The following is a 25221-nucleotide window of genomic DNA, read 5'->3' on the forward strand; positions in this document are numbered from 1 at the left end:
ACTTAAGCAGCGGGTGCCGTAGGCTTCTGGTAGTCGGATGGGTCATACTTCAATTTCCCCTCCGTAATCTTTTCAGCTTTTAAAGCCTGCTTTTCTGGAATGATGTGACCCCATTGGCAAACAGCGCTATGCGAAACACCAAGAGCTATAGCGGTTTTCGATGTGCCCTTGAAGAATTCAAGAACGTCAGTTTTATGCATAGTTACCTCCATAAAAGTAAGCATACTTACATCGTATATTCACAGACTACTTACGTCAACTGAATGTAAGATTACTTACGTCTTTTATATGTGGTGGATGCTATGAATACAGTTGGCGGAAGAATCAAATTCAGGCGGCGGCAGTTGAAGCTGACCCAAAAAGATATCGCTGAATATGTAGGCATTTCTGCGTCTGCCGTAACTCAATGGGAAAGTGATGCTACCGGCCTATCCAGCGATAGCCTGCTGAAACTCGCCTCATTGCTTGAATGTTCACCAGAGTGGCTTTTATCTGGAAAGGGAGAATTAGAACCTTCGATAAAGGCCATGGCCAGTAAATCAAAAGTTGTCCCCGTTATTTCATGGGTACAGGCCGGTGCCTGGACTGAAGCACTTAACTCGACTGGTGCTAGATCTGAATGGGTTGAAACTACAGCAAAAATTTCTGATTTTGCATTTGCCTTAAGAGTTAAAGGCGATTCAATGACAGCATCAGGCTCACTAAGCATCCCTGAAGGGGCTATTGTGATAGTCGATCCAGAATACGGATTTATTGAAGATGTTAATGAAAAAATCGTTATAGCTCAGACGAATGGAAATCATGAAGCGACAATTAAGAAATTTGTAATTGATGGCCCTAATAAATATTTAATGCCGTTAAACCCTCAATTCAAGCCTATTGAAGTAGATGACACCTGTAAACTGATTGGTGTAGTAAAGCAGATAATCATCGACCTACCATAATCACTTATATCTTCTTAAAGAGGCCCGCTATGCGCGGGCTTTTTTATGCCCCAGCCTTAAAAGTAAGTTAACTTAACTTTTATTCTTGACTTTAAATGTAAGTTTACTAATACTGAATCCATCAACAGCGAACAGGCAGGACGCCCACGAAGTAGCTGCCGGTGGCATACGAAACACCGGATGATTCGCTTAGTAGAGTTAACAGTGTGGAGTAGCTGAAATGGACTATCAGGCATGGGTGATACAAAGAAGAATTGGTAAAGGTGCTTGGAAAACAATAAGTAAAGGACTACCCGAACTTATAGCGCTAAAGCATTTGGATGAGTTGATATCGAATAAACCAGATGTGAGATATCAGTACCGGATGCTCGAAGAACGCCGAGTTTAACAGTGTGGAGTAACCAGGATGGAAATCAGCAAAAAAGATAGCGATAAACTTGAAGGCAGGACATTTAACCTACCTTCCGGGCTTAAATACCAGGCTATTAATGAATGTGAAATTGCATTGATTCGTTTGTTGCTCGAGGACTCCAAAGAACTCCAGAAACTTAAACCTAATGCAAAAACCAACCAAAACATACGCCTCGCTGAGTCGATGCTGAGTAATCAAGCAGCCGTGAAGCGTGGTTATTACACCAGTAAAAGCCTTTGTGAAACGGATAATTAAAACAGGTCGCCTGGTTTTGGTGATAGCGGATCAAGCAGCGCCAGTGTTTGTTTGAAAATTAGTTCTTGTTGAGGTTCTAAATCACCACGACCAAGACGCTCTCGAAAATAAAGAATGTGTCCTTCTAGATCTGTAGATGATGGCCCGCCATTTTCAGTAATTGAAGTTGCAAGACGCGTAATGGCAAGTTCCATAGCTTTAAGACGAATGTTTATGTCTTCATTGTTCACAGAAAAATCCTCCTTGCTGTAGGGACTTTGAGGATACCACCGCCGCCTGAGGTGGAGAAGTAACCAGGCACAGATTTAATCCATTGCTGTGCTGTGTCTTTAGCGGCTGCGCCTGCCAACACCAGATTAGGCCAGCCGCCCTTTTCACACAGAGAAGTGCTCCGGGCGGGTTATCCCTTTAAACCCGTACAGTATAAAGCCCCCGGATCGGAGTACTTCTCTGTGTGTGGAGTAAACAACGCAGTGCGAACTGCATTACTGAGGGTCGCCCCAATGAGTGAAGACAGAAAAACCGTGGTACCGGAGTTTCTTGGTGAACTGGATGCCGGTATTTTCGAAAATAAAATATCTGCTGCTTTAAATGCTGCCGCGCTAGGCGTTCTGAATAATGGCGGTAAAGGAAAAGTAACCATTGAGTTTGATTTATCTCGTATGAGTAATTCAATGGAAGAAAAGCGCGTTATGATCTCCCATAAGCTTAAATTCACCACCCCAACACCTCGCGGTAAGTCCTCCGAAGAAGATACGACCGAAACGCCTATGTATGTTGGCAAAGGCGGTAAGCTGGCAATTATGCAGGAAGATCAGGGCCAGTTATTCACAATTAAGGGTGATGCTGACGGTAAATTAAAGACCGTTAATTAACTGCCATTACGGAACACTATTAATTAAATGATTAAGGACTATATATGTCTCAACAATTAGATTCATCAGCCATCACCGAAATTCGCGATATGGTATTAGCATCATTAGTTGAACGGAAATTAGCTTCCACCGCTTGCGATACCATTGCTTTACCCGCTAGCGTTTCAGTTAAAAGTCTTGAGCAGTTCCAGCTTGAGCGTTACCGCTTCCGTGGTGCAATGGAAACCAGCAACATTGATGAGTTTGTAAAATATTCATCTGGCTATGCTGGTGACGGTGTTCGCTGCTTTATTGATGCCGATGAAATGCGCGCACAAACTATCTTCAACATTGGCACTCTGCTAAATCCAGGGCATGCCGATAACACCGCCAGCTTATCACTCAAAAAAACAGCGCCATTCCGTGAACTGCTTAATATTGATGGTCGTAAGCAGACTCAGAAAGAACTTGCTGAATGGCTGGAAGATTACCGTGAGTTCTTGCTGGCCTTTGATGTTGATGGTGTAGTGCTGGATATAAAGAAAGCCGTTGGTGCCGTTCGCCGTATTACCATTGAACAAACCAGTTCGGCCGATCATGAAGACCAGGACTTCAGCGCGAAACGATCTGTAATGGAAAGTGTGGAAGCCAAAAGCAAAGATGTCATGCCAGCGGCATTTGAATTTAAATGTATTCCTTATGAGGGATTAGGTGAACGTCGATTTAAATTGCGCTATAGCATTCTCACCGGCGGCAATGTTCCCGTTTTAGTATTGCGCATTGTTCAACTGGAAGCGGAAGAAGAAAAGATTGCCGTAGAATTTCTTGAATTGCTTACCGCTAAATTTAAAGACGTCGAAGTTGAAACCTTTATTGGTAAATTCAAAGCGTAATTAATTAAACCCTAACTTATTAGTATCACTTCAAATATCCCAGCAATGGGGTATTTGGCGGGGCATTACCTAAAAACCGTGTGGAGTATATTTATGTCTTATATTACGACTTATTCAGGGCTGGACTTTGATTATTTAAAACCACTGGCCAGCAGTATTTGTATTGAAGATATCGCGCAGGCGTTATCACATGAATGCCGCTTTGCCGGTCACCTGCCGAATTTCTATAGTGTGGCCCAACATTGCTGGTTAATGAGCCAGATTGTGCCGGAAGAATTTGCACTTGAAGCTCTGCTGCATGATGCAACCGAAGCATATTGCAGAGATATCCCCTCCCCTCTTAAACGTCTGCTGCCCGATTACAAAGTTATTGAGCATCGGATTGATATGGCTATACGTGAAAAATTTGGGCTTCCTGCCGAAATGTCCTCAGTCGTTCATTACTGCGATCTGATTATGCTGGCCACCGAACGCCAAGAACTGGACATCGATGACGGTAAGGAATGGCCGATGCTTGAGGGTATCCCCCAGGCTGACATTGCAATAGTACCAATGACGCCAAGCCAGATCCGTGTTGTTTTCGCAGCGCGGCTCAATGAGCTGACTGCGGCTACTCAATCATGATGTACGGCCTGTTTTTACTCGTCTGCTACACATTCCAGCCGTGCCAATACGAGCCGCAAGGCTACGTCTATCCGGATGATAAGAACTGTATAGCCGACATCCAGCAACAAGGTCTACCACCTGAATATGAATGCCTTCCGGTGGATGGCGTTCTCTATGCGAGGAAACAGTGATGAACGTAATTGAAATGCATGGGCTGATTACTGGTAAATGCGTTGCCGGTGACATGTTCGTTAACGAGAGTGTGGCCGAGTACCTTATTCGCAAAATCGCTAACATTGAGGATCAGCGCAATGCTGCACTCAATACCTGCTCACTGATTGCTGAGGCTTTGGGTATTACCGGCGCTGTTGCGGGTGACACAATAGCGAGAGTGCAGCAATTGATTGGCGAAAATGCAGTAATGCTAAAGCTACTCACCGATATTAGCGAAAATCATTCTGAGTTTGTTGATGAGGGTGAAGATTGCATGTGTGCCAGCATCCCTCTTGATTATGTATCCGAAATAAACATGCACGTTTCTCGTGATGTTAATGCCGAAAACCCATTTATCGCGACGGATAAGGCGCTTAACGAAATAAAGGCTCAGGGTGTTGATGAATTGGCGGAAGCATTTAAATCGTGGGCAGATGACAGTGATGGTGATTACGAGGCCGAGCGGCATTGGGCTGTGGCTAGTAAAGAAGCATTGAGTTTCGCCGCCAGCCTGAGGAGTGAACAGAATGCCTGAAATATACGATTTAGAATCCGTTTATGACGAAAGAATCAGCCCACTGATGAGGCAAATTATCGATATTTGCAATGAAAATCAGATGCCAATGATTTGCTCATTCGCATTTGAAAACTGCGAAGAAAGAAATGTTGGCTGCTGCACTACTATTTTGAATAGTTTCGATAACAGGTTTATCCCAGAATTCGGGAAAGCATTAAAAATCACCAGAAATGAGCCAGAAGTTATGGGCTTTGCAATTCGCACCATGAGGGGTAACAACTGATGAATAACATCGAAGAGCTAAGAGAGCACTGCGAAGAAATGATAGCTATCTCCCCCCTACGGCATGCGTTCATCCCAGCATCATCAATTATCACTCTGATAGATAGAATTGAGAAAGCAGAAGCAGCGTTATCAGCGGCAAACGAGAAGCTACTTGTGCCTGAAGGGTATTGCATCATGCCAGAATCACTGACAGCAGGAAACGGAGCGAAAGGCGCTTTAAGCGGTGAATTCTTCACAGAGACAGATATTACATGTGAGAAGTGTGGCGGCAACTATGACGAACATTATTCGTGTGAGCGCTGTAATGACTTGGGGGTTCAAACGGTAAGGACAGTAATTGGATGGTCAACCATTAAAGCCATCTACAAGATGGCAGTAGACACCACTGCCATTCGTCCTACCGTTTCAAGATCGAGGGTAATGCAGATGCTGAGTAAAGAGCAGCTGGAAAAGCGGATTGCAGAAATTAGGAACATAGCCAGTGAAATGAAATGGTCGTCAGTTGAACATGGTCAGGTGGCACTCAATGATGCGGAGGCATTAGAGGAACTGCTATCACTGCGTGAGCAACTTGCAGAGTTGAAAGCGTTGCCGCCTGTTGCGTGGCGATGGAGATTTTGCGCCCAAAATGTGGTTACCCTGGACAAAGACAGAGCCGAGAAATCCAATGAAATGGGTGTTGATGATTTTACAGAGCTATTCACAGCAGCCAAACCAGCAGAAATACCACGCCATATTTTCTCAATGCTGGTAAATGAATTGCGTGACGTGCCAGCGATCGGCTGTAAGAGGGAATTAATTATTGGTGTGTTAAACCGTCATGGCGTTATCGCTGAGCCGGTTCAGTGTGATCCACCAGCAGCAGAATAATTTTAGTCACGGCCTGTGTGCGGCGGGCCTTTAAATAAACAGTGTGGGGTATGTATGAATACAACATTTTTGTTAATGGCTGAGTTTGAAACATCAACGATCCCGCTGTCCGATATTGCTGAGCGGTATTTCGGTATGAAGCCTGCAACAGCAGATAAGAAAGCTGGCGCTGGTGATCTGCCGGTTCCCACCTTCCGTATCGGTGACTCACAAAAGGCTCCCAGAATGGTGCACGTTAACGATTTAGCGGACTTTATTGATAAGCGGCGCGGGGAAGCAAAAACAGAGTTGGCGCGGATCAAATAATATTGATGGTGTTGAAAAACTTAGACCACCAGCACCCCAATAGCACCCCGTGAATTTGTAACTTACTGATATTTATTGTTAGTACGTCCCATCGAGCATCGGCGCGACGGAGAAACGTTGCAGGGGGTAATGTGGCTTATCGGCCTGAGTGCTGGAAAAAGTCTGAGCTTGGTACATTTACTGTAGTTTCATCGGTTATGGCTGCATCAATTACCCATTGATATTACTCATTGAGCAAACCAAACAATGGGAAGGAATTTGTGATTATACCATAGAACTTTACGATGGCGGCCTGAGTGATAGTTGTAGCTCAACATATGGCAATCCGCGGCTAGCTGCTGCAACTTGCTAAAGTTGTGACACTCCACGACATCCCATTTTTTTCATCTATCGGCGATTAGCTGTAAATATGATAAAATCGATACCATTCAAATGCTGCGGGATGTACATGATGAACCCTATCAATCAGGAAAAGCTGCTTGCTCAGGCTGAAAGCCTGTGCCAACAACGAAACGTCCGGCTGACACCGCAACGTCTTGAAGTCTTGCGTTTGATGGCGCAACAACCTGGTGCGATCAGTGCTTATGATCTGTTGGATTTACTGCGTGTTTCTGAACCACAAGCTAAACCGCCAACAGTCTATCGTGCATTGGATTTCTTGCTTGAGCAGGGGTTTATTCACCGTGTTGAATCAGCAAACAGCTATGTGTTGTGCCATCATTTTGAAGAGCCAACTCATACTTCGGCATTATTTATCTGCGATCGCTGCAAGATAGTGACTGAACGGACAACTGTTGGTATCGAAGAATCTCTGGCGCAACTGGCCAAACAATCGGGCTTTACCCTGCGCCATACTGTGGTTGAAGCTCATGGTTTATGTGCGGAATGTGGGGAAGTTGAAGCATGCGAAAGCCATGATCATTGTGATCACGACCATTCTATTGTGACAAAGAAGAAATAGTATCTCGTGGTAAAAGTAGACTGTCGTCAGATAGGCGGCAGGATAAATATGAGCTGAATTAGAACCGTAGAAAATATGGATGGGCTTTAAGTAAAACAAGACACCTCCTTGTGTCAACTCGATATAAATAGAATACCTATAGAATATTATTAATTATTAAAGTCACCACTCATTTGAATTTTAAAAAATATAAAAAAAGAATGGTTATTGAATAATATGATTATTCTATAAAACTAAAGGCCAGATATATTTATATCGATATCAGTTTAATTCCGTTTAACGCTGCTACCAGCGATATTTGCTGTGATCTTCCCAGGCCTTCACTTCTTTCTCGGCTTGCTCTTTCTGATAGCCGTATTTCTCCTGGATTTTCCCTACCAGCTGGTCACGCTTGCCTTCAATGACTGTCAGGTCATCATCGGTCAGCTTGCCCCATTTCTCTTTCACTTTACCTTTAAACTGCTTCCAGTTACCGTCGGCTTGATCTTTATTCATAATATCTCCGTTACCTTGGGATTAGTCAGTTTATTTAATTCAACACGGTAAATAATTTAAAATATAATAACTTGTTGCTTCGCTTACCGTATGAATAACTATAGCAGAGGATACTGATAATTAAAGTCAGATTAGTATTAATGACTGCAACTTGAGAAATAAACAGAAAGGAAAACCTCGTAATATTCAGTTAAAACAGCAAGTAATAACTTATTATCGGAATGTTCTCAAACTAGATTGAATTAAATATGAAAGGAGTAAAATTCTTTATATACCCTTCTTAATGAAGGGTATATAGATAAACGCGAAAATCAGATCCAGTCGCCATTACGGATGACACCAACGGCCAGACCTTCAATAGTGAAACTTTGTTCACGCAGATCGACTACAATCGGCTGAAACTCACTATTTTCTGGCAGAAGTTGTACGATATTACCTTGTTTTTTCAAGCGTTTTACCGTTACTTCATCATCAATACGCGCAACAACTACTTGCCCATTACGCACATCTTGAGTTTTATGTACTGCCAGTAAGTCGCCGTCCAGAATACCGATATCTCTCATCGACATTCCATTTACCCGCAACAGGAAATCCGCACTCGGCTTAAACATGGAGGGATCAACTTTATAGTGCCCCTCAATATGCTGCTGCGCTAACAGTGGCTCCCCTGCGGCAACCCGACCAATCAGTGGTAAACCATCTTCTTCTTCCATCAATAGACGGATACCGCGAGAAGCGCCGGAGACAATCTCGATAACGCCCTTACGGGCCAGTGCTTTTAAATGCTCTTCAGCGGCGTTAGGAGAGCGAAACCCCAGACGCTGCGCAATTTCGGCACGGGTCGGTGGCATACCTGTTTGCGCTAGGTGATCGCGCACAAGGTCATAAACCTCTTGCTGTCTGGTAGTAAGTGCTTTCATTCCGCCCCCTGTTTGTTTATACAGTCTTGCTGTGAGTATATACAGGTAAGCGGGTATTGGGAACCAAAGAGTGAATAAAAACAGGGATTAATCACTGTTTACATCCACAGCGATGTTTATCTCATTCTTAGCCGACATGTTGCCAGAGCACGGTTACCCATATAAATAGCGCCAACAAAATGGCCAGAAACACGGCAGCAGATCCCATATCTTTGGCCCGACCTGATAGTTCGTGGAGTTCGCTGCCGATGCGGTCCACCACCGCTTCAATAGCACTATTGATGACTTCAACAATGATGACTAACACCACACTCGCAACCAATAAAATGCGTGCTGTGGCATCTACATCCAGCCAGAAGGCCAGTATGATAGCGAGTATGGCAGCCACTGCTTCCTGACGAAACGCGGCTTCATTTTTCCAGGCTGCGGTTAAACCTTTCACAGAATAACCAGCGGCTTTATAGATTCGGGTTAATCCTGTTGACTGATTTGCCATTTTTATTGCCTTTATCTTAAGTTAATGATGATTTTTGCCGCTTTCTGTTGTCTCATCACCACAGATCTCAAAACCAGTTTCTGGTATCCTTGCGACGAATTGCTAACAAGAGGCTTCATGTAGTTATGTCAGGTTGGCGTAAAATATATTATAAGTTATTGAATTTACCACTTAAACTGTTGGTAAAGAGCAAGGTTATTCCGGCAGATCCTGTGACTGAGTTAGGGTTAGACCCGTCTCGTCCTATTCTGTACGTTTTGCCTTACAATTCTAAGGCTGATTTACTGACTTTGCGAGCGCAGTGTCAGGCACAGGATTTGCCCGACCCATTGATTCCATTGGAAATCGATGGCGTGCAACTTCCCAGCCATGTCTTTATCGATAACGGCCCAAGGGTGTTTCGCTACTACGCCCCGAAGCAGGAATCGGTAAAAATATTCCACGATTATCTCGATCTGCATCGCAACAACCCGGAGCTGGATATTCAAATGCTGCCGGTGTCGGTGATGTTTGGCCGCTCTCCAGGGCGCGAAGGCCACGGTACGCCACATCTGCGCGTACTGAACGGCGTGCAGAAATTCTTTGCAGTATTGTGGCTGGGTCGCGATAGCTTTGTGCGTTTCTCCACCACGGTTTCACTACGCCGGATGGCCAGTGAGCATGGTACAGATAAAACGATTGCCCATAAATTGGCACGCGTAGCGCGGATGCACTTCTCGCGTCAGCGTTTGGCTGCGGTTGGCCCGAGCCTACCGGCACGTCAAGACCTGTTCAAGAAGCTGTTAACCTCCAAGGCGATTGAAAAAGCGGTTGCCGATGAAGCTCGCACCAAGAAAATCTCCCATGAGAAAGCACAGCAAAACGCCATAACGCTGATGGAAGAAATTGCTGCCGACTTCTCTTATGAAGCGGTGCGTCTGTCGGATAGGGTTTTGAGCTGGACGTGGAACCGCTTGTATCAAGGGATTAACGTCCATAATGCAGAACGTGTACGGCAGTTGGCGCAAGATGGTCATGAAATCGTCTATGTACCTTGCCACCGCAGCCACATGGATTACCTGCTGCTCTCCTATGTCCTTTATCACCAGGGGCTGGTGCCGCCGCATATTGCTGCTGGTATTAACCTTAATTTCTGGCCTGCTGGCCCGATCTTCCGCCGCTTAGGTGCGTTCTTTATCCGCCGTACCTTTAAAGGCAACAAGCTCTATTCCACCGTGTTCCGTGAATACCTGGGTGAGTTATTCACCCGTGGCTACTCAGTGGAATACTTTGTTGAAGGTGGGCGCTCACGTACCGGTCGTCTGCTGGAGCCAAAAACCGGCACATTGTCGATGACCATACAGGCTATGCTGCGCGGCGGTTCACGCCCAATCACCTTGGTGCCGATTTACATCGGCTATGAGCATGTGATGGAAGTGGGTACTTACGCCAAAGAACTACGTGGTGCGACTAAAGAGAAAGAGAGCCTGTTGCAGATGTTGCGGGGTTTGCGCAAGCTGCGTAATCTCGGTCAAGGCTACGTCAACTTTGGTGAGCCGATACCGTTGACCACCTATCTGAATACCAATGTGCCGCAATGGCGGGATGCTATCGATCCTATTGAAGCGCAGCGCCCAAGCTGGCTGACGCCGGCGGTGAATGATTTGGCCGGTAAGATTATGGTCCGAATTAACAATGCAGCAGCAGCCAATGCCATGAACTTGTGTTCTACCGCATTGCTAGCTTCACGTCAGCGTTCACTCACTCGCGAGCAGTTACTTGAGCAACTTGATTGCTACTTGCAACTGATGCGCAATGTGCCTTATGCGAAAGATGTCACCGTGCCGGATAAAACGCCGGAAGAGTTACTTAATCACGCCTTGAATATGAATAAGTTCGAGGTGGAGAAAGACAATATTGGTGACATTATCATCCTGCCACGGGAGCAAGCCGTGCTGATGACCTATTATCGCAATAACATTCAGCACTTGCTGATCCTGCCATCACTGATTGCCAGCATGGTAATGTACCAACGACGCATTACCCGTGCCGAGTTGTTACGCCAAATCAGCATGATCTACCCGATGTTAAAAGCTGAATTATTCCTGCATTACAGCAAAGAGCAACTGCCACAGACCCTGGATACGCTGATTGATGAACTGGCGCGCCAGCAGTTGATTTGCGACAAAGGGAGCGAGTTGGTGCTGAACCCAGCCCGTATCCGCCCACTGCAATTACTGGCGGCGGGTGTGCGCGAAACCCTGCAACGTTATGCGATTACTCTGTCATTACTTAGTGCGAACCCCAGCATCAATCGGGGTGCGCTGGAGAAAGAGAGCCGCATTATGGCGCAGCGTTTGTCTGTGCTGCATGGGATTAACGCACCGGAATTCTTCGATAAAGCCGTGTTCTCAACCTTGGTGGGCACATTGCGCGAAGAGGGTTATATCAGTGACAGCGGTGATGCAATTCAGGAACATACGCTGGAAGTTTACAATATGCTGAGCGCATTGATGACACCGGAAGTGAAGCTGACGATTGAAAGCGTCAGTATGCCGGCAGAAACAAATAACCTGCTGCCAGAACCCGAGGCAGAGGATAAAGAAGAAAACTAACTCTTCGCTCCGTTAAGCAAAAGCAAAAATGGCCGGATTCATCATCTGGCCATTTTTTTATAGATAACTAATAAAAATCCCGAGAAATAGCACCAATCCCACGTAATTATTATTCAAAAACGCGCGGAAGCATGGGTCACGTTCACGCCCGGCAATCATCTTCTGTTGGTGGACAAACAACGCGCCAGCCAGCAGGATTGACCAATAAAATGCCCCGCCAAGATTCATCAGCCAGCCAATAGTTACCATCAGAACCAGCGTTGCCAGTTGCAGCAAACCAATAATCAGCTTGTCCTGTTGACCAAACAAAATCGCAGTAGATTTGACGCCAATCTTCAGGTCATCATCACGGTCAACCATCGCATATTGGGTGTCATAAGCCACCGTCCAGCAGATATTAGCCAATAAAAGTAGCCAACAAACTAACGGTAAATTTTCGCTCACGGCGGCAAAACCCATCGGGATTGACCAACCAAAGGCCGCACCCAACACCACCTGCGGCAGATGTGTCACCCGCTTCATAAAGGGATAGACCCAGGCTAATGCCAGTGCTGCCAATGACAGCCAGATGGTCATGCTATTGAGCGTGAGAACCAACCCAAACGAGAGCAATACCAGAACCACAAACAGGACTTTGCTTTCTCTCTCACTGATAAGACCGCTAGGTAATGGCCGTGATGCGGTGCGTTTCACAAAACCGTCAATGCGGCGGTCAGCATAATCGTTGACGACACACCCAGCCGCGCGCATAAAAAAAACGCCCAAGACAAAAACAATCAATATTTTGGTGTCGGGAATACCTTTCCCTGCCAGCCATAACGCCCAGAGGGTCGGCCACAACAGTAATAATGAGCCAATGGGTTTATCGATGCGCATCAAACGGCAATAAGCCCGCCATTTGCTCTGAAATTCACTTCCCTTCAATTTCTCACTCTCCAAAATCCCCCCTTAAATCGAATATAGCGGCGAGGCGGGTAAAAAAACTTCGGTCAACAACAGGGGCTTACCGGACAAGCGCAGCAACGAACGGCGCGCCCAAAGCTCATCCTGACGCCCTACTTGAATATAATCGCGGGTTAAATTGTTACCACCAAATAAATAGCGCCCAAGGGGGAGAGTGCCTAAATCCACTAGCGCCCGATCTGGGCCAGACAGTGTCCCCTCTGGGATTACCGTGCGCCCCAGTAGCCACGGCTGATTATCACCACACAATACAATCTCGCGCAGCCAATAGCGCTCACTTATCGGCAGGTGTTCAGCCTCTTCGCCTAATTCATCACGGCTAATAAAGCATTCTCGTTGTGGCTCGACATGAACCTGCTGGCAATGCAGCTCAAAACGCCGGGTCATCGACCCTAATTCCATCAGCCAATCCGCGATAGCGGCTGGTAGATTCGGCGGCTCAATGGCACACCATTGGATAGGCTTTATAATTGATGCATCGCTGGTAGACATGCAGTTTGCTCCCTGCCGGGGATAAAACATCTATCCCCACGAAGTCATAAATAAGGAGCCATTGTAGCGCAGATTGTTTCTCTGGTGGCATCAGGTTGCTTTTTATTACGGCCAACAAACTAAGAAAGTGAATACTCTTCAATATGTTCAAGGATAAATCCAACCCGCATTTTTATGCCCCAATATTTCTCGCCGCTGCCAGGTTCACTTGGTGAGTAATACCCATCTTTAGCATCACCGAAATCGATAGGGTGAAAGGTGTTAGTTCTTTTATCATATAATACATTATTAAAATTCAAGTCATTATGGATAATATTGTAATAAGCCAAATCGTCAATCATACGTAAAAAACTGTCCTTCGCACCCGGCAGGAAAGTTTTAGCTTCAATCTCTATCAGGGGTATCCCAGGCACTCGGTACATTCTTATAATATGTCGATCACCCTCACGAATTAACTCAGCAGCACCTTCGCCGTAGTAGCGATTAAAAAACTCAACTTCTTTCTTGAATGCATCTATAAGAAGCATATCTCGTGTAGGCCTTAATTTCTTTAAAACAAAGCCGGGGTTATTGGCATCAAGATAGATTTCAGCTGTGAATCCACTGCCAATCTTTTTACCTAACTTAATTTCAGGATTGAATTCAGGATTACGCGCTTTTGATAGCACTGGCCCGCCCCCCGGCAATCTGCCTTGCTTGATGAATTCGGGGCCTTCTTTCAAAACCACACCTAAATCCTTACCGGTGGCTAAATCAACTTCCCAATAGGCGGCCCCACCGCCACCCTGCCTGACCCAGGCTTGACGCATTCCATCCAAGGCTAGTGGATCTTTTAGCGCTACCCGCTGCACTTCAATCGGTTCTCCACGCGGGTTGGGTATGGTTTGGCGAGTTTGGGTCAGTTCGCCTTCCCCCACTGGTAAATCGGAAGGCACGGCAGGCCGTGGAGGTGGCGCGAGAGAAACCGTTGGTTTTACACCCGGTGGCGGATTTTCAATTAATTTCACCCCGCGTTCCATGCCCCTGAGTTGACCCGCCTCCATCACCATAGCCACCATCCCCGCTGCCATATTTTCATTTTCGTTGCGGGAACGCGGGCCTTCGACTCTGGCGATAGTGCACATCGGGTTCGGTAGTGGGAGTTTACACACCCAATGCTCTTCTAACGAGGTCCAGGCCCTGCGCCAAAAACGCGCGTTGACAGACTCTGGCCGATAGCCGTCGGCAAGGGCATTGATGTTATCTTGCAGTGTACCGCCCGCAGGCCGTTTACCTTCATCAATTAATGTTTTAATTGCCAGCGCATGGATTGCCGGATGAGATTGGATAAACTCATAATATTCAGTTTGTTTCGCTGCCATCGCTTTAAAAACATCCAAAAACATGCCCGACATATTGCCAGCGGTTCGATCACTTCCATCCAGACGCTCTTTAAACTCGCCAAAGGGTGAGTCATCTTTCTTCTTTGAAGAGCCAAACTGGGGATCCTGACCGTAAATATAGTTCCTGCTTGAATATATGTTCTTTACATTATTATCAATCAGGATCTCTTCTATTGCCTGATCCCTATCAAAAACAGCGGGAAGATGACCATAGGCCAAACGCATATTGAGGTAATCTAATTGCCGCTGAATTTTTTCTTGCTCGGATTTATAGAGTCGGTAATGCACCAGTGTATGTAGGGGATGCTCAGGCTTAAGAAGTTGAGCCAGCGCTTTAAGCTCCACTTCAAATCTGTCATATTCCACATCAATAGCTGTACCAGCAACAATATTGCCTGCCAATTGTTTTATGCTATCAAAGACCTGTTGAGCATCTTTAGACAAATGGGACACATCCATTGATCCGCCAGTGTGTTTGATAACACTTGCTGCCTGCCGCAAGGTGAGTGGCTCAACTTCATTCGATTGACTAAAATGAGATAAAAAGATGGCGGTCGGGCTATAACGCACCCCGCCCGCTTGATGTAACTGCTCTTCTTCCCGAAGTAATAGCTCATACAATTGCTCGGTACTTTGTTGTACCAATCCATTAATGGCTTTGCCTTGCAATTGATAATGTAATCTAAGGGTGGTTTTGAGTGAAAACGCCAGACTGCCGACGGCGTATATGATATCAGGCTTTCGGCCTGCGGTGCCTTCAACGAGTTTGATTTCTGGCTTTTTACCCAAGATGAATTCAGCGTATGTGATATCGAAATCTTTTTTTTGGGTATCAATAAATTGAGTGAAATCCTGCTGACCACAGGTATCAAAACCAATCTGGCCGCAGCCAGTTAAAACCATATCACCCAATTCCGGCGAAGCCTTTATCAGATAGCTGCCCTGGGCATTTTTCGGTGCAAAACCATTAGAAAGATAAGCCGCCAGTGGAAGCTTAGTCTTCAGAGATTGCAGTATCGCAGGCCGGGCATTCGTCCCGTCATGGATAACCCTTAATGCTCTGACCGCTCTGGACACCGGATTTTCTGGCGCACTCAGCTTTCTCATGCCCCAATCATTCAAATCTGCATTGGAAATATCTGCTATTTCACCATAGCGATTGCCATAATGGGAATGGTTATAGAGTATCGCTGCCTGAAGCCGGATATCTTTGTTTTCTGGCCGATAAATGACAGCAGACAATTCATCCACTGTGGGCTGATGTTCTTGGTTCAGCCACCAGACAAGGCTTAGCGCAGCCAGTGGCGTCAATTTTTCATCTTTGGAGAGTGTCAGGCCTTTTTGGGACAGCTTAGAAAAAATACCCTGCTCCAGATTGATAATATAGGAGCTTTCATTTCTATGAGCCGCTGTTAACTCAGGGCTTGAATGCGATAAATCATCTACCTCCCCCGCATACGCTATTCTTTTCGCATAGAACTCATTGTCACTTTCCGTCGCTTTTAAGCGCCCGCTATTCTTTTCCCAGAGAGAGCTAAGTTCAGCCATGATAGAACTCATGGTTAGCAGTGCAATATTATCTTCTGCAATCGGTGGTGCCCACGGTTGCGCCGAGAATGGAGCCGACCACGGCATAGTCGCAGCCCATGAGCAAAGTTGGGTTTCCTTCAACATCAATTAGTTCCTTTAATTGAATTAGCTGAACAATAAACAGTTGTTTATGATATCGACAAAAAACCAATCGGATGTCTTATAAAGGCTCATTTACTCTTTGTATTTCTATAAAAAATAAATAAGTGAATTTGATATTTAAAATAAAATTAACTAAAACACGGCGTAGCGAGGGACAATAGTCGCCCTGAATAATATAAAGAAAAAAGGTGCGCCGAAGCGCACCAATCATCCAGCCATATTCGGCAGTGCCGGGATTTACCCCTTGCCTTTTACACTACCAATAAAGGTTTTTCGGGCTGAAGTTGAGCCCAAATGTTCCGCTTCGTTCAACAATTTCAGCGCCTTATCGACATCACCGGCTTTCACCGCGTCTTTAATCGCCTGGTTGAAGTAGTTTTCAGTCTCACTCAGCATTGGCTCTGCTGGTTTTGCCGCGACTGGCGCAGGTGCAGCAACTGCCGCAGGCTGAGCAGTGCTGCCCACCACCACTGGTGCTGATGCCGGTGTTGACTGTATTAAGCCAATCATCACATTACCCATGCCTTGCTCGGCAGTGGCTTTAATTCTTAAATTTCCGGTCGGGATATGTTTGGCAATAGGATCCGGAATATCGGGCACCGCATTACCTACCCCCATGGCATAAGCCTTCGCCGGATCCAGTAGCTTGGTAGTTTTAGCCAGATCATCACGGGTGGTGTAGACCAGCAGATAGATCTGTTTTTGACCCAATGCTGGCGTCAGTTTCATCACGCCTTGCAAGCGATCACTGGTCATGATGCCGGCTTTTTCATAAGTGAAATAGCTGGACGGATAGTAAGCCGCCGGGCGCATTTGTTCGTCTAACACTAATACGCTCGGAGCAAATAATTGGTTGTCTGTCACTAAACTGCTGAGCGTGATCTCCATCGATCCACGATCGGCTGGTAAAGCAAAAGCGGCTACCGCCCCTTCCACATTCCCTTGCGATATTTGCGGGCTGGAAGCAGTCAATTTGATATCTTGCGTCGCCGGTGGCACTAATGGCTGCCAGGGCAATTGTTGTAATGTCGCGGTACTGATAGTCGGCGCGATAGAAACATTCGCAGGAGAAATCGTTGATTCGGCTTGTGCTGCCAGAGGTGCGGTGCCCCCCAGAGCCAATGCCAGACAGAGTGTCAGCAGATTCTTTTTCATTGTTATACCCTCGTACATTGAGCGTCAGCGCTAACTGTGCACAGGCAAGGTCGGCAAAGTTAACCAATCTACCCGTCATACTTCAAGCCGCATGTGCGTTGGCTACTTTCACTCACCCGAATCATTGACTTCGCGTCAACTCATCGTGATTCGCTCAATTACCGCCTTGCTGCAACTCGAACTATTTTGGGTATGTTTACAGAACAGCCGCCCCAAAGGACGGCTGCATCACTTCTGTTACCACCAGGCTTCGAATTGCGCGCCGAAGGTCACTTCATTGCTCTTACCACGGCTATCGGTACCAATGGTCCCGTTTTGCGCTAACCCATTATCTGGGCTTTTATCGACATTGTTATAGCCCCACTTCTCATCCCAGTTAGCATAAGTTGCGAAGACACGGATTGCCGGACGAGACCAAATGCTGTCACCTGCCTGCCATTGTTGTGCCAGAGTCAGTTTGTACTGGCCGTTACGGTCACCGGTACGTTGTGATTTAACATTGTCGTAGCCCGCTTCCAGCAAGGTACTCATGATTGGCGTCCATTTGTACATTGGGCGCACACCCACGCTGTACCATGTGGTGCCGTTGTTGTTGTCCCAGTCAGTATCCTGATACAACGCGACATACATCATGTCCCACTTCTCTGCCAGATTGATGGCACCGTGGTCGATAACACGCAGCATGTGGCCGTTGTTGTTTACAGACGTCCCTTGTGAATGGCCGCTGTTCCATGAAGTCATAGAGTCAGTCGCATACTGAACCACAAATTTGTTAAAGCCACCCATCATGCTTTGGGTATGTTCAGCGGTCAGTAACACGCCATCTTTCGAAGCATTAGGTGCTAATGAATAATCGTCTTGGGTGTTGGCGCGGCCATAGTCCACACCGAACTCCAGTGAACCACCTGGGTTGGTTTCTAAACCGGCTAAACGGATGTCATACACATCGTTGATGGTTTTATCGGCATCTTTGCGCTGATTATTGATCCAGGCGCTTGAACCACCCGCTTCTGAGTTACGAGTTGCTGCCACAGACAATTTACCGAAGCCCAGATCAATGGCTTCTAAACCTGCACCTGGGCCGGAAATATCCCAGTAGTAGAAGTCAATCATATGAACGTCATGACGTTGATAGAAACGTTTACCGGCCCACATGGTGGAACCCGGCAAGGATTCGATCAGATTCTTACCCTGCACGTTGGCTTCGCGGAAAGCCGGGTCGGTCGATTCCCAGTCATCACGTTGCGAAACGGAATAGGCGACGTTGGTGTCTAAGTAGAAGCTTTTATCGCCTTCTTTCCACAATTCCTGGCCTAATTTAAGTTCCGCATAAGTTTCACACTCGTTACCCAGACGGTATTTACTTTGAGCACCGGTTGTTTTGAAACATTGTTGTTCACCGCCACTTCCCGTCCAGCCGATACCGGAACGCGCATACCCGTGGAAATCAACAGCCATAGCTTGAGTGGAAAGGACACCAGCGGCAACAGCCAGTGCTATCGGTAACTTGCGCAGAGTAGTCATCAGTAATCTCCTGTTATATTTGCCTGTCGGCATGCGTGCTTAACATTTTCCGAAACCGGCCGTCGTGGTAACTAGACGCCCAGTTCTTGGTACAATCGCTTACACGCAGTGCCATCTTCACGGAACAGATGACAACGGTATGGCGGCAGACCGATGGCGAATGTTGCACCTTCTTCTACCAGCACCACGTCGTTCTGGCGGTAGACCAGGTTTTGACGTATTGCAGGGATTTGGATGTGAATTTGAGTCTCATTACCCAGTTGCTCTACCACCTGAATCTCACCTTCCAGCGTGACTTCAGAGGCACTGCTTGGCAGCAGATGTTCCGGGCGGATACCCAAAGACATATTTGCACCGACATGAACTCGCTCACCTTCCACCGGCAGCCACACTAACTGACCATTAGGATTTGGCAGTTCGATCTGCACCTGATGAGGTTCAACGGCGGTCACTTTCACCGGTAAAAAATTCATTTTTGGCGAGCCGATAAAGCCCGCGACAAAACGGTTGGCTGGATAGTGGTACAGTTCCAGTGGCTTACCGACTTGCGCCACATTGCCGGCATCCAGCACCACAATTTTGTCGGCCAAGGTCATGGCTTCGACCTGATCGTGGGTGACGTAAATCATGGTGCGTTGCAGGCGCTTATGGAGGCGTGATATCTCAATGCGCATCTGCACCCGCAGTGCCGCATCCAGGTTGGAAAGCGGTTCATCAAGCAGGAAGACATCCGGCTCGGCGACCAAGGTACGCCCGATGGCCACACGCTGACGCTGACCACCTGATAGCGCTTTAGGTCGGCGTTCCAGCAGGTGAGCCAGTTGCAGCACTTCAGCTACCTGATTCACCCGTTGGTTAATTTCTGCTTTCTTCGCACCGGCCAATTTCAGGCCGAAAGACATGTTTTCTGCTACAGATAAATGGGGGTAAAGCGCATATGACTGAAACACCATGCCAATACCGCGCTCTGACGGTGGCACTTCATTCATCCGTTTACCGCCAATCAACAACTCACCCGAGGTAATATCCTCAAGACCGGCAATCATCCGCAGTAGCGTTGACTTTCCACACCCGGATGGCCCAACAAAGACAACAAACTCACCGTCATCGATTTCCAAATTAATATTTTTGGAAATCACAGCCTCACCAAAGGCCTTATAAACGCCGCTCAGCGTTACATTAGCCATCTGTTACTCCTTCGCTTACGCAAACAACTTTTCATATGAACCTGACTGAAGAAAAATGGCGGAAGCAAATTCCGGCATGACCCATCGATTACTCCCAGTCCCCTGATGACTCTCTTGCTGCGCGCCGTACCGCCATGCCTTAGCAAGGTTGCCCCGGACGACGTCGCGGCCTGAGTATAGGGCCGCACGTTGGTTAATGCTGCAACGTCCTGATCTACCTGGGTAATAATTAACCGAACAACCACATTTGGTTGGTGACGCTGTTTCAATGACGGCGATAATGCGGGAGTAGCACTATTTGGTAATCATCCGTAACAAAGTTTTTCATGGGGGAGGAGATGGGAGGATGAGGGAACGACCACTGCGAGTAGAAGTTCCATCACAAATACAAATACGTGATCTAACACGCAAATTTCGACCTACATTATTGTGTCTGACACCACAGAATAGGCTGCAGTGTTAAGTCGATCACAATAACTCGTTGGGGGGCGTAGAGAGGGGGAGGATGATGCTGTATCTAGTTGTGACTCAATATGTCAGCGTAATGTATTAGTCCCTGTAATAAATGTTTTGGTCAGTGCAATAAGATAGATGTAATGACTCACAAGAAAGTCGGTACCCACAAAATTGGATAAAAGGATTGGATTATGACTCGCAGCTTCACAAAATCCGGCATTGGTAAGACCGCACGTGTTTTGGCCCTTTCAGCGTTAACCACACTGGTGCTCTCTTCCTCTGCTTTTGCCAAGATTGAAGAAGGTAAACTGGTTATCTGGATTAATGGCGATAAAGGCTATAACGGGTTGGCGGAAGTCGGTAAGAAATTTGAAAAAGACACTGGCATCAAAGTCACTATCGAGCACCCAGATAAACTGGAAGAAAAATTCCCACAAGTGGCTGCGACCGGTGATGGCCCGGACATTATCTTCTGGGCACATGACCGCTTTGGTGGCTACGCGCAATCTGGCTTGCTGGCCGAATTGCATCCATCTAAAGCTTTCCAGGACAAACTGTTCCCGTTCACTTGGGACGCCGTGCGCTTTAATGGCAAACTGATTGGTTACCCAGTGGCGGTCGAAGCACTGTCTCTGATTTATAACAAAGACCTTATCAAAGAAGCACCGAAGACCTGGGAAGAGATTCCAGCACTGGATACTACCCTGCGTGCTAATGGCAAGAGCGCCATCATGTGGAACCTGCAAGAACCCTACTTCACCTGGCCACTTATCGCCGCTGACGGCGGTTATGCCTTCAAATCTGAAAACGGCGTCTATGATGTCAAAAACGTCGGTGTGAATAATGCCGGTGCGAAAGCCGGTCTGCAATTTATTGTCGATTTAGTGAAGAATAAACACATCAATGCCGATACTGATTACTCCATCGCAGAAGCGGCCTTTAACAAAGGCGAAACCGCGATGACCATCAATGGCCCGTGGGCATGGGCTAACATTGATAAGAGTAAAATCAACTACGGCGTGACGTTACTGCCAACCTTCCACGGCCAACCTTCCAAGCCGTTCGTCGGTGTTCTGACCGCTGGTATTAACGCCGCCAGCCCGAACAAAGAACTGGCGACTGAATTCCTGGAAAACTATCTGATAACTGACCAAGGCCTGGCTGAAGTCAATAAAGATAAGCCTCTGGGCGCTGTTGCACTGAAATCATTCCAGGAGCAATTGGCAAAAGATCCACGTATTGCGGCAACTATGGCTAACGCCACCAAAGGCGAAATCATGCCAAATATTCCGCAAATGGCCGCTTTCTGGTATGCAACCCGCAGTGCGGTGTTGAACGCCATCAGTGGGCGTCAAACCGTGGAAGCTGCATTGAACGACGCAGCAGCCCGTGTCGTTAAGTAACTGTTTCACCTGCAAAAGGGGCGCGGTTCGCCGTGCCCCGACAGTACTCGCTGTAACATACTCAAAGTAATTGATGTTGCAGCAAGGCAGCAAGTGAATGACAGCTCGGTGAAAACCGATTTGAACAGCATTGATGCTAGCCCGTAGGGTAAGTGAGAGCAGCTAACACCGCTGCAACGTCAAGTACGAAGAGTATGAAAGGGAATATTATGCAGTTATCCCACACCGAATACCAAAGCCGTAAAAAGAAAACCGCCTGGTGGCAAAGTGATGCGCTTAAGTGGATTATTATCAGCATATTAAGTTTATTCACCTGCTATTTAATCGTGTTGATGTATTCTCAGGGCGAATATCTTTTTGCCATCGTGACGCTGATTCTGGTGACTCTGGGGCTGTACGTTTTTGCCAATCGCCGTGCTTATGCCTGGCGTTATGTTTACCCTGGCGTAGCAGGGATGGGGCTATTTGTTCTGTTCCCCTTGATTTGCACAATTGCCATTGCCTTTACCAATTACAGTAGTACTAACCAATTAACCTTTGAACGCGCCCAATCAGTATTACTGGATAGACAATTCCAGACCGGTAAAACCTACACTTTTGGTCTTTACCCCAGCAATAACCAATGGCGTTTACAACTGACTAACCCGGATGATAGTAACGTACTGATTTCCGAGCCTTTCAGCTTTGATGCGGTCAATGGACAGTTACTACACCTTGCCCCTGCCAGCGCTGAACAGACTGGCGAGCGCGCTTCACTGCGCATTATTACCCAAAATCGTCAGGCACTCAGTGGCGTGGTGGCCGTCTTGCCCAATGGGGGTGAGCTGCGCATGAGTTCACTGCGTCAATTCGCCGAAACCAGCCCGCTTTACACATTAGCTGCTGACGGTAAAGAACTCAAAAATCAGCAGACAGGTGTGATATATCGACCAAACCTTGATACTGGCTTTTACCAGGCGATCAATGCTGACGGTCAGTGGGAAAATGAAAAACTCAGCCCCGGTTTTACTATCACCATCGGCTGGAAAAACTTCTTACGGGTACTGCAAGATGAAGGTATCCAAAAGCCCTTTATCTCGATCTTTATCTGGACCATCCTCTTCTCAGTCTTGAGTGTCATCCTGACCGTTGCCGTCGGTATGGTACTGGCCTGCGTGGTGCAATGGGATGCCCTGAAAGGTAAAGCTATCTATCGCGTGCTGCTGATATTGCCTTACGCGGTTCCGTCATTTATCTCAATTTTGATCTTCAAAGGGTTATTTAACCAAAGCTTCGGGGAAATTAACCTGATGCTTAATCAGTTATTTGGTATCAAACCCGAATGGTTCAGTGACCCAATTACTGCCAAAGGTATGATTTTGATTGTGAATACCTGGCTGGGTTATCCCTACATGATGATCCTCTGTATGGGGCTGTTGAAAGCCATTCCTGATGACTTATATGAAGCATCGGCTATGGATGGTGCAGGGCCTTTCCAGAACTTTTTCCGTATCACCTTCCCGTTACTGATTAAGCCGTTGACCCCGTTAATGATTGCGAGTTTTGCCTTTAACTTTAATAACTTCGTTCTGATTCAGTTATTAACCCGAGGCGGGCCGGATATGATTGGCACCAGTACCCCTGCGGGATATACCGATTTGCTGGTTAACTATACCTATCGCGTCGCCTTTGAAGGTGGCGGTGGGCAAGACTTCGGGCTGGCAGCGGCAATTGCAACACTGATTTTCATTCTGGTCGGCGCACTTGCGATACTGAATTTGAAAGCCAGCAAAATGAATTTTGACTAAGGAGGAGATGCAGATGGCTATGGTTCAACCTAAATCCCAGCGTTTGCGTCTATTTGGCACTCATTTCTTAATGCTGTGCTTTATCGCGCTGATTATGTTCCCGCTACTGATGGTGATTACCATTTCACTGCGGCCCGGTAACTTTGCCACTGGCAGCCTGATCCCAGATCAAATTTCCTGGGAACACTGGAAACTGGCTCTGGGCATGAGTGTAACCCATGCTGATGGTAGCGTGACACCGCCGCCATTCCCGGTAATGTTATGGCTGTGGAACTCAGTCAAAATTGCGGTGATTACCGCCATTGGCATTGTCACCCTCTCCACCACTTGTGCTTACGCCTTTGCCCGTATGCGTTTTCGTGGCAAAGACACCCTGCTGAAAAGTATGCTGATTTTCCAGATGTTCCCTGCGGTGCTGTCACTGGTGGCGCTATATGCCCTGTTCGACCGCCTTGGGCAATATATGCCGTTTATTGGGCTGAATACCCACGGCGGCGTAATTTTTGCTTATATGGGGGGGATTGCCCTGCATGTTTGGACCATCAAAGGCTATTTCGAAACCATTGATAACTCATTGGAAGAAGCCGCTGCTCTGGATGGCGCTACGCCATGGCAAGCTTTCAGACTGGTGCTGTTACCACTGTCAGTACCGATTTTAGCTGTGGTCTTTATTCTGTCGTTTATTGCCGCGATTACCGAAGTCCCGGTCGCGTCACTGCTGTTGCGCGATGTGGACAGCTACACTCTGGCAGTGGGTATGCAGCAATACTTGAACCCGCAAAACTATCTGTGGGGCGATTTTGCCGCTGCCGCTGTGTTATCGGCTATCCCTATCACCGCCGTCTTCTTACTGGCGCAGCGCTGGCTGGTCGGTGGCTTAACGGCAGGTGGGGTGAAGGGTTAAATTGGTGCTAAAGGGGTGACTGTTCCTACGGGCGCACCGGTCGCTTACGCGACTACGGCCCCAACGGAACATTTCCCCTTCGATTAGCATTATCAGTTATCTGAATTTATGCCGCTGCTTTACTTGATTTACTTTCCCTCTGGTACTGTGTCTTTGCGGCCGTAATGGCCGCCATTTTTATGCATCAAATAAACAGCTATTCTCTTTTCAGCCGCTCGGTATTGGCCAGATACAAAGTCACTACCAGCAGCAATATCGAGCCGGAATAAATCAACGTATCAATTGGATTCTCATGATCGACAATGATCAACCGGATAATTGCGGTGATCCCGATATAAATAAAATAGCGCAGTGGGAAGTGATAACCAGACTCAAAGTACTTAACAATCAATGCGATAAACTCGAAGTACAAAAAGTAGATCACAATCCCTTCAATCAGCATGTAAGAAGACGCATCCTGATTATTGACGAATAAAACCTTTCCAAGATGGAAGGTTTCTTTTATCAGAAAGACCACCAAAATAGCGGCCAATGCAATCAACCCCACATTCAGTAAACGCTGTAGATTTTTGGCTATCCACTGTGAGCGCGAATTTTTGGCCATAAATACTCCTATTGAAAGTAGGTGAAATGATCCGGGCCGAAAAAAAGCCCC

General features: G+C 46.9%; 26 protein-coding genes and 1 pseudogene. 14 read left to right on the top strand and 13 right to left on the bottom strand.

What is annotated here, in order from left to right:
* Positions 1-2: 2 nt before the first annotated feature.
* Positions 3-200 carry a Cro/CI family transcriptional regulator gene (locus FGL26_RS13910; protein WP_005174518.1) on the bottom strand — a complete coding sequence of 66 codons (198 nt, stop codon included), beginning with the start codon at positions 198-200 and terminating at the stop codon, positions 3-5.
* Between the two features lie 102 nt (positions 201-302).
* Here FGL26_RS13910 and FGL26_RS13915 point away from each other — a divergent pair, with 102 nt between their 5' ends.
* Positions 303-944 carry a LexA family protein gene (locus FGL26_RS13915; protein WP_005174521.1) on the top strand — a complete coding sequence of 214 codons (642 nt, stop codon included), beginning with the start codon at positions 303-305 and terminating at the stop codon, positions 942-944.
* Positions 945-1350: 406 nt separating this feature from the next.
* On the top strand, positions 1351-1611 hold the full coding sequence (locus FGL26_RS13920; protein ID WP_005174523.1) for a hypothetical protein: 261 nt from the start codon (positions 1351-1353) through the stop codon (positions 1609-1611).
* Here FGL26_RS13920 and FGL26_RS13925 read toward each other — a convergent pair.
* Positions 1608-1841, bottom strand: a complete 234-nt coding sequence (locus FGL26_RS13925) for a hypothetical protein (RefSeq protein ID WP_005174526.1) — start codon at positions 1839-1841, stop codon at positions 1608-1610. The two genes, FGL26_RS13920 and FGL26_RS13925, sit on opposite strands and share 4 nt — an antisense overlap.
* A gap of 273 nt (positions 1842-2114) precedes the next feature.
* Here FGL26_RS13925 and FGL26_RS13930 point away from each other — a divergent pair, with 273 nt between their 5' ends.
* From FGL26_RS13930 to zur, 8 genes are all read left to right on the top strand, one after another.
* On the top strand, positions 2115-2486 hold the full coding sequence (locus FGL26_RS13930) for a YfdP family phage-associated protein (protein ID WP_005174527.1): 372 nt from the start codon (positions 2115-2117) through the stop codon (positions 2484-2486).
* 44 nt (positions 2487-2530) lie between these two features.
* Positions 2531-3358 (top strand): YfdQ family protein, encoded by an 828-nt coding sequence (locus tag FGL26_RS13935; protein ID WP_005174529.1) that lies wholly within the window; start codon positions 2531-2533, stop codon positions 3356-3358.
* 93 nt (positions 3359-3451) lie between these two features.
* The gene (locus FGL26_RS13940) at positions 3452-3982 is read left to right on the top strand and encodes a hypothetical protein (RefSeq protein WP_005174531.1); all 531 of its coding nucleotides are present in this window, start codon (positions 3452-3454) and stop codon (positions 3980-3982) included.
* A gap of 172 nt (positions 3983-4154) precedes the next feature.
* Entirely contained in the window at positions 4155-4712 is a 558-nt protein-coding gene (locus FGL26_RS13945) for a YfdS family phage-associated protein (RefSeq protein ID WP_005174539.1), read from the top strand.
* On the top strand, positions 4705-4977 hold the full coding sequence (locus tag FGL26_RS13950) for a hypothetical protein (RefSeq protein WP_005174541.1): 273 nt from the start codon (positions 4705-4707) through the stop codon (positions 4975-4977). Before FGL26_RS13945 ends, FGL26_RS13950 begins: the two co-directional genes overlap by 8 nt.
* Positions 4977-5849, top strand: coding sequence for a hypothetical protein (locus tag FGL26_RS21695; RefSeq protein ID WP_005174543.1), 873 nt, complete (start codon positions 4977-4979; stop codon positions 5847-5849). Before FGL26_RS13950 ends, FGL26_RS21695 begins: the two co-directional genes overlap by 1 nt.
* 54 nt (positions 5850-5903) lie before the next feature.
* Complete coding sequence (locus FGL26_RS13960; protein WP_005174545.1) at positions 5904-6155, top strand: pyocin activator PrtN family protein; 252 nt, start codon at positions 5904-5906, stop codon at positions 6153-6155.
* Between the two features lie 451 nt (positions 6156-6606).
* A complete protein-coding gene (gene zur / locus FGL26_RS13965; RefSeq protein ID WP_005174547.1) occupies positions 6607-7116 on the top strand; it encodes a zinc uptake transcriptional repressor Zur in 510 nt (169 codons plus the stop codon).
* 285 nt (positions 7117-7401) lie between these two features.
* On the opposite strand, the gene FGL26_RS13970 is transcribed toward zur, so the two are convergent.
* From FGL26_RS13970 to FGL26_RS13980, 3 genes are all read right to left on the bottom strand, one after another.
* Complete coding sequence (locus FGL26_RS13970; RefSeq protein ID WP_004391853.1) at positions 7402-7611, bottom strand: CsbD family protein; 210 nt, start codon at positions 7609-7611, stop codon at positions 7402-7404.
* Between the two features lie 311 nt (positions 7612-7922).
* Positions 7923-8531 (bottom strand): transcriptional repressor LexA, encoded by a 609-nt coding sequence (gene lexA / locus FGL26_RS13975; RefSeq protein WP_004704739.1) that lies wholly within the window; start codon positions 8529-8531, stop codon positions 7923-7925.
* A gap of 127 nt (positions 8532-8658) precedes the next feature.
* Positions 8659-9027, bottom strand: coding sequence for a diacylglycerol kinase (locus tag FGL26_RS13980; RefSeq protein WP_005165710.1), 369 nt, complete (start codon positions 9025-9027; stop codon positions 8659-8661).
* A 125-nt stretch (positions 9028-9152) separates the two neighbouring features.
* On the opposite strand from FGL26_RS13980, the gene plsB reads away from it, so the two are divergent.
* Positions 9153-11621 carry a glycerol-3-phosphate 1-O-acyltransferase PlsB gene (gene plsB, locus FGL26_RS13985; protein ID WP_005174551.1) on the top strand — a complete coding sequence of 823 codons (2469 nt, stop codon included), beginning with the start codon at positions 9153-9155 and terminating at the stop codon, positions 11619-11621.
* A 57-nt stretch (positions 11622-11678) separates the two neighbouring features.
* Here the strand turns inward: plsB and ubiA are convergent, their stop codons facing one another.
* The 7 genes and pseudogenes from ubiA to FGL26_RS14020 all read right to left on the bottom strand — a co-directional run bounded on the left by ubiA (position 11679) and on the right by FGL26_RS14020 (position 20261).
* On the bottom strand, positions 11679-12545 hold the full coding sequence (gene ubiA / locus FGL26_RS13990) for a 4-hydroxybenzoate octaprenyltransferase (protein WP_005174553.1): 867 nt from the start codon (positions 12543-12545) through the stop codon (positions 11679-11681).
* 24 nt (positions 12546-12569) lie between these two features.
* Complete coding sequence (gene ubiC, locus FGL26_RS13995) at positions 12570-13076, bottom strand: chorismate lyase (RefSeq protein WP_011817301.1); 507 nt, start codon at positions 13074-13076, stop codon at positions 12570-12572.
* A 119-nt stretch (positions 13077-13195) separates the two neighbouring features.
* On the bottom strand, positions 13196-16132 hold the full coding sequence (locus tag FGL26_RS14000; RefSeq protein WP_005174564.1) for an OspG family effector kinase: 2937 nt from the start codon (positions 16130-16132) through the stop codon (positions 13196-13198).
* A gap of 255 nt (positions 16133-16387) precedes the next feature.
* Positions 16388-17305 (bottom strand): maltose operon protein MalM, encoded by a 918-nt coding sequence (malM, locus tag FGL26_RS14005; RefSeq protein ID WP_005174566.1) that lies wholly within the window; start codon positions 17303-17305, stop codon positions 16388-16390.
* Positions 17306-17542: 237 nt separating this feature from the next.
* A complete protein-coding gene (locus tag FGL26_RS14010; RefSeq protein ID WP_005174568.1) occupies positions 17543-18829 on the bottom strand; it encodes a maltoporin in 1287 nt (428 codons plus the stop codon).
* A gap of 71 nt (positions 18830-18900) precedes the next feature.
* Entirely contained in the window at positions 18901-20016 is a 1116-nt protein-coding gene (malK, locus tag FGL26_RS14015; RefSeq protein WP_005165719.1) for a maltose/maltodextrin ABC transporter ATP-binding protein MalK, read from the bottom strand.
* Between the two features lie 15 nt (positions 20017-20031).
* A pseudogene (locus FGL26_RS14020) lies at positions 20032-20261 on the bottom strand (hypothetical protein).
* A gap of 402 nt (positions 20262-20663) precedes the next feature.
* Between FGL26_RS14020 and malE the strand changes: the two are divergent.
* The 3 genes from malE to malG all read left to right on the top strand — a co-directional run bounded on the left by malE (position 20664) and on the right by malG (position 24566).
* Complete coding sequence (malE, locus tag FGL26_RS14025; protein ID WP_005174570.1) at positions 20664-21875, top strand: maltose/maltodextrin ABC transporter substrate-binding protein MalE; 1212 nt, start codon at positions 20664-20666, stop codon at positions 21873-21875.
* Between the two features lie 209 nt (positions 21876-22084).
* Positions 22085-23662 carry a maltose ABC transporter permease MalF gene (malF, locus tag FGL26_RS14030; RefSeq protein ID WP_005174571.1) on the top strand — a complete coding sequence of 526 codons (1578 nt, stop codon included), beginning with the start codon at positions 22085-22087 and terminating at the stop codon, positions 23660-23662.
* A 13-nt stretch (positions 23663-23675) separates the two neighbouring features.
* Positions 23676-24566, top strand: coding sequence for a maltose ABC transporter permease MalG (gene malG, locus FGL26_RS14035; RefSeq protein WP_005165723.1), 891 nt, complete (start codon positions 23676-23678; stop codon positions 24564-24566).
* A 196-nt stretch (positions 24567-24762) separates the two neighbouring features.
* Here malG and psiE read toward each other — a convergent pair whose 3' ends face one another.
* Positions 24763-25170, bottom strand: coding sequence for a phosphate-starvation-inducible protein PsiE (psiE, locus tag FGL26_RS14040; protein WP_004705335.1), 408 nt, complete (start codon positions 25168-25170; stop codon positions 24763-24765).
* Positions 25171-25221: the final 51 nt, after the last annotated feature.

The sequence above is a fragment of the Yersinia enterocolitica subsp. enterocolitica genome (assembly GCF_901472495.1).
Lineage (GTDB): Bacteria > Pseudomonadota > Gammaproteobacteria > Enterobacterales > Enterobacteriaceae > Yersinia > Yersinia enterocolitica.